16 protein-coding genes are annotated in these 16,862 nt (G+C 62.8%); all 16 read left to right on the top strand.

Annotated elements, in window-relative coordinates; translation table 11 throughout:
- On the top strand, nucleotides 1-1,125 hold a 1,125-nt coding region (gene nuoF / locus E5W70_RS23790; protein WP_292663051.1), incomplete at its 5' end, for an NADH-quinone oxidoreductase subunit NuoF.
- A gap of 78 nt (nucleotides 1,126-1,203) precedes the next feature.
- Entirely contained in the window at nucleotides 1,204-1,899 is a 696-nt protein-coding gene (locus E5W70_RS23785; RefSeq protein WP_292663049.1) for an NADH-ubiquinone dehydrogenase, read from the top strand.
- 74 nt (nucleotides 1,900-1,973) lie between these two features.
- Nucleotides 1,974-4,055: an NADH-quinone oxidoreductase subunit NuoG gene (nuoG, locus tag E5W70_RS23780; RefSeq protein WP_292663047.1), complete on the top strand. Its 2,082-nt coding sequence runs from the start codon at nucleotides 1,974-1,976 to the stop codon at nucleotides 4,053-4,055.
- Between the two features lie 2 nt (nucleotides 4,056-4,057).
- Entirely contained in the window at nucleotides 4,058-5,101 is a 1,044-nt protein-coding gene (gene nuoH, locus E5W70_RS23775) for an NADH-quinone oxidoreductase subunit NuoH (RefSeq protein ID WP_292663045.1), read from the top strand.
- Nucleotides 5,101-5,358 (top strand): hypothetical protein, encoded by a 258-nt coding sequence (locus E5W70_RS23770; protein ID WP_292663043.1) that lies wholly within the window; start codon nucleotides 5,101-5,103, stop codon nucleotides 5,356-5,358. The genes nuoH and E5W70_RS23770 overlap by 1 nt, the downstream gene beginning before the upstream one ends.
- Nucleotides 5,355-5,846, top strand: a complete 492-nt coding sequence (nuoI, locus tag E5W70_RS23765; RefSeq protein ID WP_023676622.1) for an NADH-quinone oxidoreductase subunit NuoI — start codon at nucleotides 5,355-5,357, stop codon at nucleotides 5,844-5,846. The genes E5W70_RS23770 and nuoI overlap by 4 nt, the downstream gene beginning before the upstream one ends.
- Before the next feature lie 117 nt (nucleotides 5,847-5,963).
- Nucleotides 5,964-6,584 (top strand): NADH-quinone oxidoreductase subunit J, encoded by a 621-nt coding sequence (locus tag E5W70_RS23760; protein ID WP_292663041.1) that lies wholly within the window; start codon nucleotides 5,964-5,966, stop codon nucleotides 6,582-6,584.
- A 1-nt stretch (nucleotide 6,585) separates the two neighbouring features.
- Complete coding sequence (gene nuoK / locus E5W70_RS23755) at nucleotides 6,586-6,894, top strand: NADH-quinone oxidoreductase subunit NuoK (protein ID WP_023676620.1); 309 nt, start codon at nucleotides 6,586-6,588, stop codon at nucleotides 6,892-6,894.
- Nucleotides 6,895-6,904: 10 nt separating this feature from the next.
- Nucleotides 6,905-8,878 carry an NADH-quinone oxidoreductase subunit L gene (gene nuoL / locus E5W70_RS23750; protein ID WP_292663039.1) on the top strand — a complete coding sequence of 658 codons (1,974 nt, stop codon included), beginning with the start codon at nucleotides 6,905-6,907 and terminating at the stop codon, nucleotides 8,876-8,878.
- Nucleotides 8,878-10,383, top strand: a complete 1,506-nt coding sequence (locus tag E5W70_RS23745) for an NADH-quinone oxidoreductase subunit M (RefSeq protein ID WP_292663037.1) — start codon at nucleotides 8,878-8,880, stop codon at nucleotides 10,381-10,383. Before nuoL ends, E5W70_RS23745 begins: the two co-directional genes overlap by 1 nt.
- An 18-nt stretch (nucleotides 10,384-10,401) precedes the next feature.
- On the top strand, nucleotides 10,402-11,838 hold the full coding sequence (nuoN, locus tag E5W70_RS23740) for an NADH-quinone oxidoreductase subunit NuoN (protein ID WP_292663035.1): 1,437 nt from the start codon (nucleotides 10,402-10,404) through the stop codon (nucleotides 11,836-11,838).
- Nucleotides 11,839-11,842: 4 nt separating this feature from the next.
- Nucleotides 11,843-12,664 (top strand): biotin--[acetyl-CoA-carboxylase] ligase, encoded by an 822-nt coding sequence (locus E5W70_RS23735; RefSeq protein ID WP_292663033.1) that lies wholly within the window; start codon nucleotides 11,843-11,845, stop codon nucleotides 12,662-12,664.
- 84 nt (nucleotides 12,665-12,748) lie between these two features.
- Nucleotides 12,749-14,419 carry a ribonuclease J gene (locus tag E5W70_RS23730; protein WP_292663031.1) on the top strand — a complete coding sequence of 557 codons (1,671 nt, stop codon included), beginning with the start codon at nucleotides 12,749-12,751 and terminating at the stop codon, nucleotides 14,417-14,419.
- A gap of 121 nt (nucleotides 14,420-14,540) precedes the next feature.
- The gene (gene mce, locus E5W70_RS23725; RefSeq protein ID WP_292663029.1) at nucleotides 14,541-14,945 is read left to right on the top strand and encodes a methylmalonyl-CoA epimerase; all 405 of its coding nucleotides are present in this window, start codon (nucleotides 14,541-14,543) and stop codon (nucleotides 14,943-14,945) included.
- Nucleotides 14,942-15,226 (top strand): DUF1467 family protein, encoded by a 285-nt coding sequence (locus E5W70_RS23720; protein WP_292663027.1) that lies wholly within the window; start codon nucleotides 14,942-14,944, stop codon nucleotides 15,224-15,226. Before mce ends, E5W70_RS23720 begins: the two co-directional genes overlap by 4 nt.
- 561 nt (nucleotides 15,227-15,787) lie before the next feature.
- On the top strand, nucleotides 15,788-16,862 hold a 1,075-nt coding region (proS, locus tag E5W70_RS23715; protein WP_292663025.1), incomplete at its 3' end, for a proline--tRNA ligase.

Here is a 16,862-nt window from a genome sequence, read left to right as displayed (position 1 = left end):
CCGACCGGGCTCAAATGGTCGTTCATGCCCAAGCAAAGCGACGGCCGGCCGAGCTATCTCGTCGTCAATGCCGACGAATCCGAGCCCGGCACCTGCAAGGACCGCGACATACTGCGCCACGACCCGCACACGCTGGTCGAAGGCTGCCTGCTTGCCGGCTTCGCCATGGGCGCGGTCGCCGCCTACATCTATGTGCGCGGCGAGTTCATCCGCGAGCGCGAGGCGCTGCAGCGCGCCATCGACGAGGCCTATGCGGCCAAGCTGATCGGCAAGAACAACACCTCCGGCTACGATTTCGACATTTACATGCATCATGGCGCCGGCGCCTATATCTGCGGCGAGGAAACGGCGCTGCTCGAAAGCCTCGAGGGCAAGAAGGGCCAGCCGCGGCTGAAGCCGCCGTTTCCGGCCAATGTCGGCCTCTATGGCTGCCCGACGACGGTCAACAATGTCGAGTCGATCGCGGTCGCGCCGACCATCCTGCGCCGCGGTGCCGCCTGGTTCTCGTCCTTCGGCCGGCCCAACAATGTCGGCACCAAGCTGTTCTGCATCTCCGGCCACGTCAATAATCCGTGCACCGTCGAAGAGGCGATGTCGATTCCGTTCCGCGAACTGATCGAGACGCATTGCGGCGGCATTCGCGGCGGCTGGGACAATCTGCTGGCGGTCATTCCCGGCGGCGCTTCGGTGCCGCTGGTTCCGGCGGAACAGATCATCGACGCGCCGATGGATTTCGATGCGCTGCGCGACCTGAAATCGGGCCTCGGCACGGCGGCTGTCATCGTCATGGACAAATCCACCGATATCGTGAAGGCGATTGCGCGGCTTTCCTATTTCTACAAGCACGAGAGCTGTGGCCAGTGCACGCCGTGCCGTGAGGGCACCGGCTGGATGTGGCGGGTGATGGAACGGCTGGTGCGCGGCGAGGCGCAGAAGCGCGAGATCGACATGCTGCTCGATGTGACCAAGCAGGTCGAGGGCCACACGATCTGTGCGCTGGGCGATGCCGCGGCATGGCCGATCCAAGGCCTGATGCGGCATTTCCGCGGCGAGGTGGAGCGCCGCATCGACGAGTTTTCGCGCAACGCACACCGCGCCGAACCGGTGCTGGCGGCGGCGGAATAGAAGAATTCAAAAATGCGGGCGAATGTCCGAAACGAGGAAACGAGCGCGGGGCAGACGGAAACGACCAGGAGACCACCTATGTCGCTGTTTTCGACACCCGACGATTTTACGCCCGAAATGGACCCGTTGTTGAAGATGAACCAGGATCTGACCAGGATGATGCCCAAGGAGATGGCCAATGCCGTCAATCTCCTGGCGCATCCTGTCGCGGGCGCGGCGGCGATGACGGCACTCGGCATCGGCCTCGCCAACCACGCCTTTGGTATCTGGATGGGCGTGCTTTCAGGCGCGGCCGAGACCTCGCAGTGGCTTTGGCAGCCGGTCGTCGAGGATTTCGAGGCGCGAACGGAACACGTTTCCGCGACCGGCAAAAGCTCATCGATAAAGGCGCGCGCGGCGACCAAAACCCTGATTGCCGAGGCCCAGTCCTTCGCCAACGATGTGACCGACATTGCGACGAGCAGTGCGGCGCGGAGCCTGGCGAATGCCAGCACCGTTGCAGCGGACGCGTCGGCCGGGCTGATGCCGGAGGATTTCAAGCAGCCCAAGCCGATGGACCGGCCAGCCGAGCCTGCCGACCTCAAGGCGATATCGGGCATCGGGCCGAAACTGGAAAAGGTGCTGAACGGCCTTGGCATCTGGACATACGCCCAGATCGCCGCGTGGACGCCGCAAGAGATCGCCTGGGTCGAAGATTACCTGTCGTTGAAGGGCCGCATCGGCCGTGACGGCTGGATCGGTCAGGCGGCGGCGTTGGCCGGGGCCAAAAAGTGAATTCAATATCGTGCGCGGTCTCGGCTGCGCCCGGAAGGAAAGATTGCGGAACGTCCGCAGGGGTTTGAGGCGAAATGGCAAAGCTCAAGGTCGACGGGAAAGAGATCACTGTACCCGACCATTACACGCTGCTGCAGGCGGCCGAGGACGCCGGCGCGGAAGTGCCGCGCTTCTGCTTCCACGAGCGGCTGTCGATCGCCGGCAATTGCCGCATGTGCCTGATCGAGGTCAAGGGCGGGCCGCCCAAGCCGCAGGCGTCCTGTGCCATGGGCGTTCGCGACCTGCGCCCCGGCCCGAACGGCGAGCCGCCGGAAATCTTCACCAACACGCCGATGGTCAAGAAGGCGCGCGAAGGCGTGATGGAGTTCCTGCTGATCAACCATCCGCTGGATTGCCCGATCTGCGACCAGGGCGGCGAGTGCGACCTGCAGGACCAGGCGATGGCGTTCGGCGTCGATTCCTCGCGCTATCACGAGAACAAGCGGGCGGTCGAAGACAAGTATATCGGGCCGCTGGTCAAGACGATCATGAACCGCTGCATCCATTGCACGCGCTGCGTCCGATTTACCACCGAGATTGCGGGCATATCCGAGCTCGGCCTGATCGGCCGCGGCGAGGATGCCGAGATCACCACCTATCTCGAAAGCGCGATGACGTCGGAACTGCAGGGCAATGTCATCGACCTTTGCCCGGTCGGTGCGCTGACCTCCAAACCCTACGCCTTCCAGGCACGGCCGTGGGAACTGACCAAGACAGAATCCATCGACGTGATGGACGCCGTTGGCTCGGCGATCCGCGTCGATAGCCGGGGCCGCGAAGTGATGCGCATCCTGCCGCGTACCAACGAGGCGGTGAACGAGGAGTGGATTTCCGACAAGACCCGCTTCATCTGGGACGGCTTGCGCACGCAGCGCCTCGACCGCCCCTATGTGCGCAAGGACGGCAGACTCTCCCCGGCAAGCTGGGCCGAGGCTTTTGCCGCGATCAAGGAAGCGGTGTCGAATGCGGCACCCGAAAAGATCGGTGCCATTGCCGGCGATCTCGCCGCCGTCGAGGAGATCTACGCGCTGAAGCTTCTGATGGCTTCGCTCGGCTCGAAGAACACCGACTGCCGCCAGGACGGTGCCGCACTCGATCCGTCGCTCGGCCGGGCGAGCTATGTCTTCAACCCGACCATCGAAGGCATCGAACAGGCCGATGCGGTGCTGCTCATCGGCGCCAATCCGCGCTTCGAGGCATCCCTGCTCAACGCCCGCATCCGCAAGCGCTGGCGGGCCGGCAATCTGCCGGTCGGCGTCATCGGCGATGTCGGCGATACGCGCTATGATTACGAGCAGCTCGGCGCCGGGCCGGAATCGCTGAAGGATCTGGCCGACGGCAACGGCAAGTTCTTCCAGCTGCTGAAGAAGGCGACGCACCCGCTGATCATCGTCGGCCAGGGTGCGCTGGCGCGTCCGGACGGCGCGGCCGTGCTTGGCCAGGCGGCGAAGCTCGCCGTCGCCGTCAATGCCGCAAGGGCCGACTGGAACGGTTTTGCCGTACTGCACACTGCGGCGGCGCGGGTCGGCGGCCTCGATGTCGGCTTCGTGCCGGGCGAGGGCGGCAGGAACGTCGCCCGCATGCTGGGCGAGACCGATGTGCTGTTCCTACTCGGCGCCGACGAAATCGACGTGGCCAAGACCGGCGGCGCTTTCGTCGTCTATATCGGCACGCATGGCGACAAGGGCGCGCATCGCGCCAACGTCATCCTGCCGGGTGCCGCCTATACCGAGAAGTCGGGCACCTTCGTCAACACCGAGGGCCGCGTGCAGCAGACCAACCGGGCCGGCTTCGCGCCCGGCGAAGCGCGCGAGGACTGGGCGATTCTCAGAGCTCTGTCGGATGTGCTCGGCAAGAAGCTGCCGTTCGATTCGCTGCCGCAGCTGCGCGCAAAACTCTATGCGGAATACCCGCATCTTGCCCGCATCGACCATGTCGCGGCCGGCGACCCGGCCGACATCACCAGGGTGGCGAAGCTCGGCGGGCGGCTGAACAAGGGCACCTTCACCTCGCCGGTCAAGGATTTCTACCTGACCAACCCGATCGCGCGGGCTTCCGCGGTGATGGCCGAGTGCTCGGCTTTGGCGAAGAACGGCTTCAGGCAGGCGGCGGAGTAGACATGGACACCTTCTTCTCCTTCTACGTGCTGCCGGCGCTACTGATCCTTTTGAAGTCGGTCGTGCTGATCGTCGTTCTGTTGATCTTCGTCGCCTATGTGCTTTACGCCGACCGCAAGATCTGGGCGGCGGTGCAATTGCGCCGCGGACCGAACGTCGTCGGCCCGTGGGGCACGCTGCAGGCCTTTGCCGATCTTTTGAAATTCGTCTTCAAGGAGCCGGTGATCCCGTCCGGCGCCAACAAGGGCGTTTTCCTGCTGGCGCCTTTGGTGTCGGCGGTGCTGGCAATCTCGGCCTGGGCGGTCATACCGGTCAATGAAGGCTGGGCGATCGCCAACGTCAATGTCGGCATCCTCTATGTCTTCGCCATCTCCTCGCTCGAGGTCTATGGGGTGATCATGGGCGGCTGGGCGTCCAATTCGAAATACCCGTTCCTCGGCGCACTGCGCTCGGCGGCGCAGATGGTGTCCTACGAAGTCTCGATCGGCTTCGTCATAGTCACCGTGCTGCTTTGTGTCGGCTCGCTCAACCTGTCCGATATCGTTTTGTCGCAGCAGGACGGGTTGGGCACGCGGCTCGGCCTGCCCAACACCTTCCTCGACTGGCATTGGCTGTCGCTGTTCCCGATGTTCATCGTCTTCTTCATCTCGGCGCTGGCGGAAACCAACCGTCCGCCCTTCGACCTCGTGGAAGCCGAATCGGAACTCGTCGCCGGCCATATGGTCGAATATTCCTCGACGCCGTTCCTGTTGTTCTTCCTCGGCGAATATGTCGCCGTCGTCCTGATGTGCGCGCTGGCCACCATCCTGTTCCTTGGCGGCTGGCTGCCGCCCTTCAACTTCGCGCCGTTCACCTGGGTGCCGGGGCTGATCTGGTTCGTGCTCAAGGTCTGCCTGGTGTTCTTCATGTTCTCGATGGTGAAGGCGTTCGTGCCACGCTACCGTTACGACCAGTTGATGCGGCTCGGCTGGAAGGTTTTCCTGCCGATCTCGCTGTTCATGGTGGTCGCTACCGCAGCCTTCCTCAAGATCACGGGGTTTGCCTGATGGGCAATTTGACCATTGGTTTTTTGGGCGCGGTTATTGGCGTGCTCGTTGCGATCTTTGGCAATTTTGCCGTGCTGCCTTACGTCTTGCGGCAACAGGACCAAAGGTTGTCAGCAACCTACCGAGTTCCGGTGGTTGGTTGGGACAAGCAGAAATTGGCGTCGCTCACGAGACTTATGTACCGTTTCCAGATGCCTGTCATTTTCGGATGTGTCGGCGCAATCGCTGCAGTACAGATTTTTGGAGGTGCTGAATGAGCGCGCTTTCTCAAGCCGCCAAGTCGCTGCTTTTGCAGGATTTCGTCAGTGCTTTCTTCCTGTCGATGCGGCAGTTCTTCGCGCCGAAGGAGACGATCAACTATCCGCATGAAAAAGGGCCGGTCAGCCCGCGCTTTCGTGGCGAACATGCGCTGCGCCGCTATCCGAACGGCGAGGAACGCTGCATCGCCTGCAAATTGTGCGAGGCGATCTGCCCGGCACAGGCCATCACCATCGAAGCCGGCCCGCGCCGCAATGACGGCACAAGGCGCACCGTGCGCTATGACATCGACATGGTGAAATGCATTTACTGCGGCTTCTGTCAGGAAGCCTGCCCGGTCGACGCCATTGTCGAGGGGCCGAATTTCGAATTCGCGACGGAGACGCGTGAGGAGCTTTATTACGACAAGGACAGGCTTCTGGCCAACGGCGACCGCTGGGAGCGCGAACTGGCGCGCAACATCTCGCTGGATGCGCCCTACCGCTGATATTTGACGCATGGACGGGGCGAGGGGCCTCGTTTAAGGAACACACAACTTGCCGACCGGAGGCGGTGGCAAAAACAGGACGAACGTCCTGTTCTGACAGGAAACCCGGGGGAACCCATGCTGAGTGGACTAGAGGCGGCCTTTTTCTACCTCTTCGCCTTTGTCGCGGTGGCATCGGCGTTCATGGTCGTTTCGGCGCGTAATCCCGTGCATTCGGTGCTGTTCCTGATCCTGACCTTCTTCAACGCCGCCGGCCTGTTCATGCTGACCGGCGCCGAGTTCCTGGCGATGATCCTGCTCGTCGTCTATGTCGGCGCCGTTTTGGTGCTGTTCCTGTTCGTCGTCATGATGCTCGACGTCGACTTCGCCGAAATGAAGGAAGGCGCCCTGCAATATGCACCGATCGGCGCGCTGGTCGGGCTGATCCTGGCGGCGGAGCTGATCGTCGTGCTCGGCGGCTATACATTCGCGCCGAAACTGGCGGCGACGGTTGCGAAACCCATTCCGGACCTGGCCGCGCGCTCCAACACGGCAGCGCTCGGCGACATCCTCTATACGGATTACCTCTATTACTTCCAGGTGGCGGGGCTGGTGCTGCTGGTCGCCATGATCGGCGCCATCGTGCTGACGCTGCGCCACAAGCCGGGCGTCAAGCGGCAGTCGATCGCCGCCCAGGTCGGCCGCACGGCGGCAACCGGAGTGGAAATCCGCAAGGTCAAGACGGGCGAAGGAGTCTGAGATGGTCGTCGGCATCGCGCACTACCTGACCGTATCGGCGATCCTGTTCACGCTCGGCGTGTTCGGCATCTTCCTGAACCGCAGGAACGTCATCGTCATCCTGATGTCGATCGAGCTGATCCTGCTTGCGGTCAACATCAATTTCGTCGCCTTCTCGGCGGCGCTCGGCGATCTGGTCGGCCAGGTGTTCGCGCTGTTCGTGCTGACGGTCGCGGCGGCCGAAGCAGCGATCGGCCTTGCCATTCTCGTCGTCTTCTTCCGCAACCGCGGCTCGATCGCGGTCGAAGACGTGAACATGATGAAGGGTTGACGGAACCACCATGTATCAGGCCATCGTCTTCCTTCCGCTGCTCGGCTTCCTGATCGTCGGCCTGTTCGGCACCTCGCTCGGCGCCAAGGCTTCCGAATACATCACCTCCGGCTTCCTGGTGATCGCGGCTCTGCTGTCGTGGGTCGCCTTGTTCTCCGTCGGCTTCGGCGGCGGCGAGGTGTTCACCGTGCCGGTGATGCGCTGGATCCAGTCGGGCGGCCTCGAAGCGTCGTGGGCGCTGCGGATCGATACGCTGACCGTGGTGATGCTGGTCGTCGTCAATACGGTGTCGGCGCTGGTCCATATCTACTCGATCGGCTACATGCATCACGACCCGGACCGGCCGCGCTTCTTCGCCTATCTGTCGCTGTTCACCTTCGCCATGCTGATGCTGGTGACGGCCGACAATCTGGTGCAGATGTTCTTCGGCTGGGAAGGCGTCGGCCTTGCCTCCTATCTGCTGATCGGCTTCTGGTACAAGAAGCCGTCGGCCAATGCGGCTGCGATCAAGGCCTTCATCGTCAATCGCGTCGGCGACTTCGGCTTTGCGCTCGGCATATTCGGCGTGTTCGTGCTGTTCGGCTCAGTCAATCTCGGCACCATCTTCGCCAATGCGGCGACGTTCATTCCGGCGGAAGGCGCGCCGCAAGGTGCGGCCGTGCTGACCTTCCTCGGCTATGCGCTCGATAAGCAGGCTGCGATGACGGTCGTCTGCCTGCTCCTGTTCATGGGCGCGATGGGCAAGTCAGCGCAGGTGCCGCTGCACACCTGGCTGCCGGATGCCATGGAAGGCCCGACGCCGGTCTCGGCACTGATCCATGCCGCCACCATGGTGACGGCAGGCGTGTTCATGCTGGCGCGGCTGTCGCCGCTGTTCGAGCTGTCGCATTCGGCACTGACGGTGGTGACCTTCATCGGCGCCTTCACCGCCTTCTTCGCGGCGACAGTCGGCCTCGTCCAGAACGACATCAAGCGCGTCATCGCCTATTCGACCTGTTCGCAGCTCGGCTACATGTTCGTGGCGCTCGGGGTCGGCGCCTATGGCGCGGCGATTTTCCATCTGTTCACCCACGCCTTCTTCAAGGCGCTGCTGTTCCTCGGCTCGGGCTCGGTCATCCACGCCGTTTCCGACGAGCAGGACATGCGCAAGATGGGCGGCCTGAGAACGCTGATCCCGACGACCTACTGGATGATGGTGATCGGCACGCTGGCGCTGACCGGTGTCGGCATCCCGGTAACGATCATCGGCACGGCCGGCTTCTTTTCCAAGGACGCCATCATCGAAGCGGCGTTCGCCGGCCACAACGCGGTCGCCGCGTTTGCCTTCATATTGCTGGTGATCGCGGCCTGCTTCACCTCCTTCTACTCCTGGCGGCTGATCTTCATGACCTTCCACGGCGAGCCGCGGGCAAGCCACGAGGTCATGCACCATGTCCATGAATCGCCGCCGGTCATGCTGGTGCCTCTGTTCATCCTGGCGGCGGGCGCGCTGTTCGCCGGCGTGATCTTCCACGGCGCCTTCATCGGCGAGGGCTATGCCGAATTCTGGAAGGCGTCGCTGTTCACGTTGCCGGACAATCACATCCTGCACGAAATCCACGAAGTGCCGTTGTGGGTCGAGCTGTCGCCGTTCATCGCCATGCTGATCGGCTTTGCGATTGCCTGGCAGTTCTATATTCGCGCGCCGGAAATGCCTCGGAGCGTCGCCGCCAACCATCGCCTGCTCTACGCCTTCCTGCTCAACAAATGGTATTTCGACGAGCTCTACGACTTCCTGTTCGTGCGGCCGGCAAAGCGCCTCGGCAGCTTCCTGTGGAAGACCGGCGACGGCACCGTCATCGACGGGCTCGGGCCGGACGGCATTTCGGCGCGCGTCGTCGACGTCACCAACCGCGTCGTCAAGCTGCAGACCGGCTATCTCTACCACTATGCCTTCGCCATGCTGATCGGCGTTGCCGCACTCGTCACCTGGATGATGCTCTGATGACCGCCTGGCCGATCCTATCGCTGGTCACCTTCCTGCCGCTGGTTGGTGTGCTGCTCATCCTTTTCGTGCGCGACGACAGCGAGAACGCGCGCCGCAACATCCGCGCCATCGCGCTGTTCACGACTGCGTTCACGTTCGTGATTTCGCTGTTCATCTGGACCGGCTTCGACAATTCGCAGCCTGGCTTCCAGTTCGTCGAGAAGTTTGCCTGGCTGGATTCCGGCATCTCCTACCATATGGGCGTCGACGGCATCTCCATGCTGTTCGTCATCCTGACCACCTTCCTGATGCCGCTCTGCATCCTCGCCTCGTGGGAATCGATCGAGAAGCGCGTCAAGGCCTATATGATCGCCTTCCTCTTGCTTGAGACGCTGATGGTCGGCGTATTCTGCGCGCTCGACATCGTCTTGTTCTATGTCTTCTTCGAAGCCGGTCTGATTCCGATGTTCATCATCATCGGCGTTTGGGGCGGCAAGCGGCGCGTCTATGCCTCGTTCAAGTTCTTCCTCTATACGCTGGCCGGCTCGGTGCTGATGCTGCTCGCCATCATGGCGATGTTCTTCCAGTCCGGCACCACCGACATCCCGACGCTTCTGACCCACAACTTCCCGGCCAATATGCAGACCTGGCTATGGCTTGCCTTCTTCGCGTCCTTCGCGGTGAAGATGCCGATGTGGCCGGTGCACACCTGGCTGCCGGACGCCCATGTCGAGGCGCCGACGGCCGGCTCGGTGATCCTGGCCGCCATCCTGCTCAAGATGGGCGGGTACGGCTTCCTGCGTTTTTCGCTGCCGATGTTTCCGATCGCCTCCGAAATGTTCGCGCCGCTGATTTTCACGCTGTCCGTCGTCGCCATCATCTACACCTCGCTGGTGGCGCTGATGCAGGAGGACATGAAGAAGCTGATCGCCTATTCGTCGGTCGCTCACATGGGCTTCGTCACCATGGGCATCTTCGCGATGAATCAGGAAGGCGTCCAGGGCTCGATCTTCCAGATGCTGTCGCACGGCCTGGTCTCGGGCGCGCTGTTCCTCTGCGTCGGCGTCGTCTACGACCGCATGCACACGCGTGAGATCGACGCCTATGGCGGGTTGGTCAACAACATGCCGAAATATGCAACGGTGTTCATGATCTTCACCATGGCCAATGTCGGCCTGCCCGGCACCAGCGGCTTCGTCGGCGAGTTCCTGACCATGCTCGGCGTGTTCCGGGTCAACACCTGGGTGGCGTTCTTCGGCGCCACCGGCGTCATCCTGTCGGCGGCCTATGCGCTCTGGCTCTACCGCAAGGTGATCTTCGGCGCACTGACCAAGGAAAGCCTGAAGGGCCTGCTCGACCTGTCGACGCGCGAGAAGGTGATCATCTATCCGCTGGTCGCGCTGGTCATCTTCTTCGGTGTCTATCCGGCGCCGATCTTCGACGCCACGGCCGAATCGGTCAAGGCGCTTGTTACCAATGTCACCGCATCCATCGGCGCCGCGCAGACCGCGGCGGCGAACTGACTGGGGGTTTTGCGAACCATGACGCCGGACCTTCTCTCCAGCCTGTCGCTCTCGACGCCAGAGCTGATCCTCGCCATCGGCGCCTTGGCGCTGTTGATGCTCGGCGCCTATTCTCGCGCCAATACCACCGTCACGGTGAGCGGCCTTGCCGTCGCCGTGCTGGTGGTCGCCGGCGCCTGGCTGATCTTTTCGCCGGGGCAGGGCAATGCCTACGGCGAGGCCTTCATCCAGGACCCATTCGCCCGCTTCATGAAGGTGTTGGCGCTGATCGGCTCGGCGGTGACGCTGGTCATGTCGGTCCGCTTTGCCCAGGCGGAGCGTTTCGACAAGTTCGAATATCCGGTGCTGATCCTGCTCTGCACGCTCGGCATGATGCTGATGATCTCGGCCAACGGCATGATCGGGCTCTATCTCGGCCTCGAGCTGCAGTCGCTGGCGATCTACGTGCTGGCGGCGATCAACCGCGACAATCTGCGCTCGACCGAGGCCGGGCTGAAGTACTTCGTCCTTGGCGCGCTGTCGTCGGGCATGCTGCTTTACGGCATCTCGCTGGTCTACGGCTACACGGGCAACACCGGCTTCCAGGAGATCGCCGCGGCGCTGAGCGGCGGCGAGCGCCAGCTTGGCCTCGTCTTCGGCCTGGTCTTTGTGCTGGCCGGCCTTGCCTTCAAGATCTCGGCGGTGCCGTTCCATATGTGGACGCCCGACGTCTATGAAGGCGCGCCGACGCCGGTGACGGCTTTTCTGGCGGCGGCACCGAAGATGGCGGCGATGGCGCTGATGGTGCGCGTCACCATGGGCGCCTTCAAGCCGATCGCCGCCGACTGGCAGCAGATCATCGTCTTCATCTCGATTGCCTCGATGGCGCTCGGCGCCTTCGCGGCGATCGGCCAGACCAACATCAAGCGACTGATGGCCTATTCCTCCATCGGCCATATGGGTTATGCGCTGGTCGGCCTTGCCGCCAACAGCCAGGACGGCGTGCGCGGCGTCGCCATCTACATGCTGATCTATCTGGTGATGACGCTCGGCACCTTCGCCTTCATCCTCGCCATGCGGCGCAAGGAGGGCAATGTCGAGCAGATCAGCGATCTCGCCGGCCTGTCGGCGACCAATCCGATCATGGCGACGATCCTCACCATCCTGATGTTCTCGCTGGCCGGTATCCCGCCGCTCGCCGGCTTCTGGGGAAAATGGTACGTGTTCCTCGCCGCCATCAACGCCAATCTCTACGCGCTGGCGATTATCGGCGTGCTCGCCTCTGTGGTGGGCGCCTATTATTATCTGCGCATCATCAAGATCATGTGGTTCGACGAACCGGTCGGCGGCTTCGTGCCGATGGCGACCGAGCTGCGCGTCGTGCTCGGTGTCTGTGGCGCCTTCGTGCTGTTCTACGTGCTGATCGGCGGCCCGATCGGAACCTACGCGGCAGCCGCGGCCAAGACTTTCTTCTAACGGAATGACGTTCAGGCTGGCTCCAACCGCGGCTTCGGAAGGGTTCCGGCTCGAGGCGCACGATACGGTCGGCTCCACCAATGCGCTGGCGCTGGAGCACGCGCGGGCCGGCGATCCGGGCAAACTCTGGGTCGTCTCAAAAAAGCAGGAAGCCGGGCGTGGCCGCCGTGGCCGCGCCTGGGCGACGCCCGAGGGCAATCTGGCAGCGACGTTGCTGGTGATCACCAACACCGAGCTTCGGCTTGCCGCGACGCTCGGCTTCGTTGCCGGACTGGCGCTGGCCGACGCGCTCGACGCCGTCGTACCGAAGGGCAGGATCGCGATCGGCCTCGATGGTGCGAGCCAAGGCAAGAACCGTTTCGAACTGAAATGGCCGAACGATGTGCTTGCCTCGGGCGCCAAGCTCGCCGGCATCCTGCTGGAATCGGCGATGCTGGATAGCGACCGTTCGGCGGTGGCTGTCGGCATCGGCGTCAATGTGGTGGCTTATCCCAAGGATTTGCCCTATCCAGCGACGTCGCTCAACGAGCTGGGGTCTGCTTGCGATGCCGAGACGCTGTTTCTGGCGCTGTCGGATGCATGGAGCGAGAATGCGCGGCTGTGGAACGAAGGGCGTGGGCTTGCCGCCGTCAGGCGGCGGTGGCTGGCGCGTGCGGCGGGGCTTGGCGGGCAGGTTGCTGTCAGAATTGACGGTAATGTGGTGCGCGGCATCTTCGAGACCATTGACGAGGACTGCCGTTTCGTGATCCGCGACGATCAAGGTTCGGTTCTGACGATCGCTGCCGGCGACGTGCATTTCGGCGCAGTTGCCTCGGCCGGCGTTTGACCGGCCAATACGTTTGACTGGCCAGTATTTGACCAGCTTGAATTTGACCGGCCCGCAATTTTGACCGGCAAGGAAGGAAAGACCATGGCGACAGCGGAAAACGCCGAACTTGTCTTCGTGCCGCTCGGCGGTGTCGGCGAGATCGGCATGAACTTCGCCCTCTACGGCTATGGGCCGGCGAATGCGCGCGAATGGATCATCGTCGATGTCGGCGTTACTTTTCCCGATGCAACCCTGCCCGGCGTCGATCTGGTACTGCCCGACACCCGCTTCATCGAGGAGAATGTCGCCAATCTGCGCGGCATAGTCATCACCCATGCGCACGAGGACCACTACGGGGCGTTGCACGATATCTGGCCGAAGCTCAAGGCGCCGGTCTGGATGACGCCGTTCAGCGCCGGCCTGCTGGAAGCCAAGCGGCAGGGCGAGCAAGGGGCGCCGAAGATCCCGGTGACGATCTACCGGGCCGGCGAGAAATTCACCGTCGGCCCGTTCGAGATCGAGGCCATCCCCGTCGCCCACTCCATTCCCGAACCGATGTCGCTGGCGATCACGACGCCGGCCGGTATCGTCATCCATACCGGCGACTGGAAGATCGATCCGGCGCCGACGGTCGGGCCGATGACCGACGAGGCGCGCTTCCGCGCCTATGGCGACAAGGGCGTGCTGGCGCTGATCTGCGATTCCACCAATGCGATGCGGGAAGGGGAATCGCCGTCCGAAGTGGCGGTGGGCGAGGGTCTCAAGAGCGTCATCCAGAACGCCAAGGGCCGTGTCGCCGTCACCAGCTTCTCCTCCAATGTCGGGCGCATCGTCTCCATCGCCAGGGCAGCGCGGGATGCCGGCCGCCAGTGCCTGGTGCTTGGCCGCTCGATGAAGCGCGTCATCGATGTGGCTGATGAACTCGGCTATATGGACGGCTTGCCGGAATTCATCGCCGAGGAGGATTACGGCTTTATCCCGCGCGAAAACCTCGTCATCATCTGTACCGGCAGCCAGGGCGAGCCGCTTGCCGCACTTGCCAAGCTGTCGCGCGACGAGATGAAGTCGGTGGCGCTGACGGCTGGCGACACGGCGGTGTTTTCCTCGCGCACCATTCCCGGCAACGAGAAGGCGATCCTCGAAATCAAGAACCGCCTGATCGATCTCGGCATCAAGATCATCGAGGACGGCGATGCGCTGGTGCATGTCTCCGGCCATCCACGCCGCAGCGAATTGCGCAAGATGTATGAATGGGTGCGGCCGCAGATCGGCGTTCCCGTTCATGGCGAAGCGGCGCATCTGGTGGCGCAGGGCTCGCTGATGTCGACGTCCGGCATCGGGCAGGTCGCGCAGGTGCGCGACGGCGACATGCTCAGGCTGTATCCGGGTGCCGCCGCCATCATCGACCAGGTGCCGTTCGGCCGCATCTACAAGGACGGAAGGCTAATCGGCACCGATCAGGCGATGGGCATTCGCGACCGCCGCAAGCTGTCCTTTGCCGGCCATGTCGCCGTCAATGTCGTGCTCGACGACAAATACGAGCTTGCCGGCGATCCGGATCTCGTCGCCATCGGCGTCGCCGAGGCCGACGGCGGCGGCGAGAGCCTGGAAGACCTGATGATCGATGCGGCAATCGGCGCCGTGGACTCCATCCCCCGCCAGCGCCGAAAAGACCTCGACCTGGTCCAGGAGGCGGTGCGGCGCGCGGTGCGCGGCGCGGCCAACGAAGCCTGGGGCAAGAAGCCGCTGGTGACAGTGTTCGTCACGCGGTGACGAACAAGGGAGTAGGGGAGTAAGGCAGTAGGGGAATAGGGAAAGTAGATGGGCTGCAACGCCTTTTTTCCTATTCCCCTACTGCCCTACTCCCTTACTCCCCTAACTTTCGGAGCACCCTATGCTCGGACGCCTGAACCATGTCGCGCTTGCCGTGCCGGATCTGGCCGCGGCTGCGGCGGTCTATCGCGATACGCTTGGCGCCCGCGTGACCGCGCCGCAAGCGCTGCCGGAGCATGGCGTCACGGTGGTGTTCGTCGATGTCGGCAACACCAGGATCGAGTTGCTGGAGCCGCTCGGCGAAGGCTCGCCGATCGCGGGATTCCTCGAGAGGAATCCGTCCGGCGGCATGCACCATGTCTGCTATGAGGTGGACGACATCGTTGCGGCGCGCGACCGTCTCAAGGCCGGCGGCGCGCGCGTGCTGGGCGACGGTAATCCGAAGACCGGCGCACATGGCAAGCCGGTGTTGTTTCTGCACCCCAAGGATTTCTTCGGCACGCTGGTCGAACTGGAGCAAGCATGAGCTGGGTTTCGTTTGTCGCCCTGTTCTTCGCCACATGGTGGGTGGTGTTGTTCGCCGTCCTGCCGTTCAGCATGCGGACGCAGGACGAGGACCAGGACGTGACGCTTGGCACGGTTCCGAGCGCACCGCGCGGGCCGCACATGCTGCGCGCGGCGCTGCGCACGACGATCGCCACACTGGTCCTCATGGGTATTTTCTACGGCATCACGAGAGGGCTTGGTCTCGGTATCGACGACATCCCGCACATCGTGCCGGATTTCAACCAGAGCCCAGCGCATTAGCCGGCTACCTACCGTGTCCGGCTATCCCAGCCTAGCCGGCCCCCTGAAATCAAGCTGAGCCAGCAAGGTCAACCCAAAGTAAAGGGCGGGGGCGGGTTTGGCCTGACGCAACGTCATCTAGTTTGGTAATCTGTCGTGCTAACCAAATGATTGCACAAAAAAAATGCAAGGCGCGAGGCCTTGCAATTTAAACGCGTCCGATCTGTTTCCGGTGTCCGGCGGCAGCGAGTTACCGCGCCTAGATCGCATCCTCCCAAGACTTTGACCGCGTAGGAGAGCAGATTTTTCTCTACCCTCTCGGTTATGGGGGCACACTAGCCTAAGGCGGGTGAAAATGTCACGAAGAATTTTGCCCGGAAACAGGCAATCTCGTGCTGCAGTGCACAATAGTACGGCAGGCGTTGCTTGCGAAACGCCCAGCAAGCCGTGTGCGGCAATTGCGGCGTCTATGCAGCGCCTGGGCTGGGTTTCCATTCCGCCATGAAATGGCTATGAAGCCGGGGCAAGCAAGCCAGCGCTGCACCGATTCCGGCGCCGCCATCCTCTCTCACGGACCAGTCCATGCGTTTGTCGCGCTATTTCCTGCCCATCCTCAAAGAAAATCCGCGCGAGGCCGAGATCGTCTCGCATCGGCTGATGCTGCGCGCCGGCATGATCCGCCAGCAGGGGCAGGGCAGCTTTTCCTGGCTGCCGCTCGGCAAGCGGGTGCTGGACAAGGTCTGCCGGATCATTCGCGAGGAGCAGAATCGCGCCGGCGCGCTCGAAATCCTGATGCCGACCATCCAATCGGCCGAGCTGTGGCGCGAAAGCGGCCGCTATGAAGACTACGGCAAGGAGATGCTGCGCATCAAGGACCGGCAAGACCGCGATATGCTCTATGGGCCGACCAACGAGGAGATGGTCACCGAGATCTTCCGCTCCTACGTCAAGTCCTACAAGGACCTGCCGCTCAACCTCTATCACATCCAATGGAAGTTTCGCGACGAGGTGCGCCCGCGCTTCGGCGTCATGCGTTCGCGCGAGTTCCTGATGAAGGACGCCTATTCCTTCGACCTCGATTATGAAGGCGCCAAGGCCGCTTATAACCGCATGTTCGTGTCCTATCTCAGGACGTTTACGCGCATGGGGCTGCAGGCGATCCCGATGCGCGCCGACACCGGGCCGATCGGCGGCGACCTCAGCCATGAGTTCATCATCCTGGCCGACACCGGCGAGAGCCAGGTGTTTTGCCATCGCGACTATCTCTCGCTTGATGTACCGGGGGCGAATACCGACTTTTCGAATGACGCCGAGATCGCCGAGATCGTCAAGACATGGACGACGCCCTATGCCGCCACCGACGAAATGCATGACGAGGCGGCATGGGAGAAGGTTGCGACAAGCGACCGGGTCTCGGCGCGCGGCATCGAGGTTGGGCATATCTTCCATTTCGGCGACAAATATTCCAAGCCGATGGGCGCCAAGGTGACCGGGCCGGACGGCAAGGATCATTTCGTCTCTGGCGGTTCCTACGGCATCGGCCCGTCCCGGCTTGTCGCGGCGATCATCGAGGCCAGCCATGACGATAACGGCATTATCTGGCCGGAAGCAGTGGCACCGTTCGATGTCGGCCTGATCAACATGAAGGCTGGCGATG

Source organism: Mesorhizobium sp. (assembly GCF_005063415.1).
Taxonomy (GTDB): domain Bacteria; phylum Pseudomonadota; class Alphaproteobacteria; order Rhizobiales; family Rhizobiaceae; genus Mesorhizobium.
The sequence above is the reverse complement of the archived record's forward strand: the minus strand, read 5'-3'. Positions and strand labels throughout refer to the sequence as shown.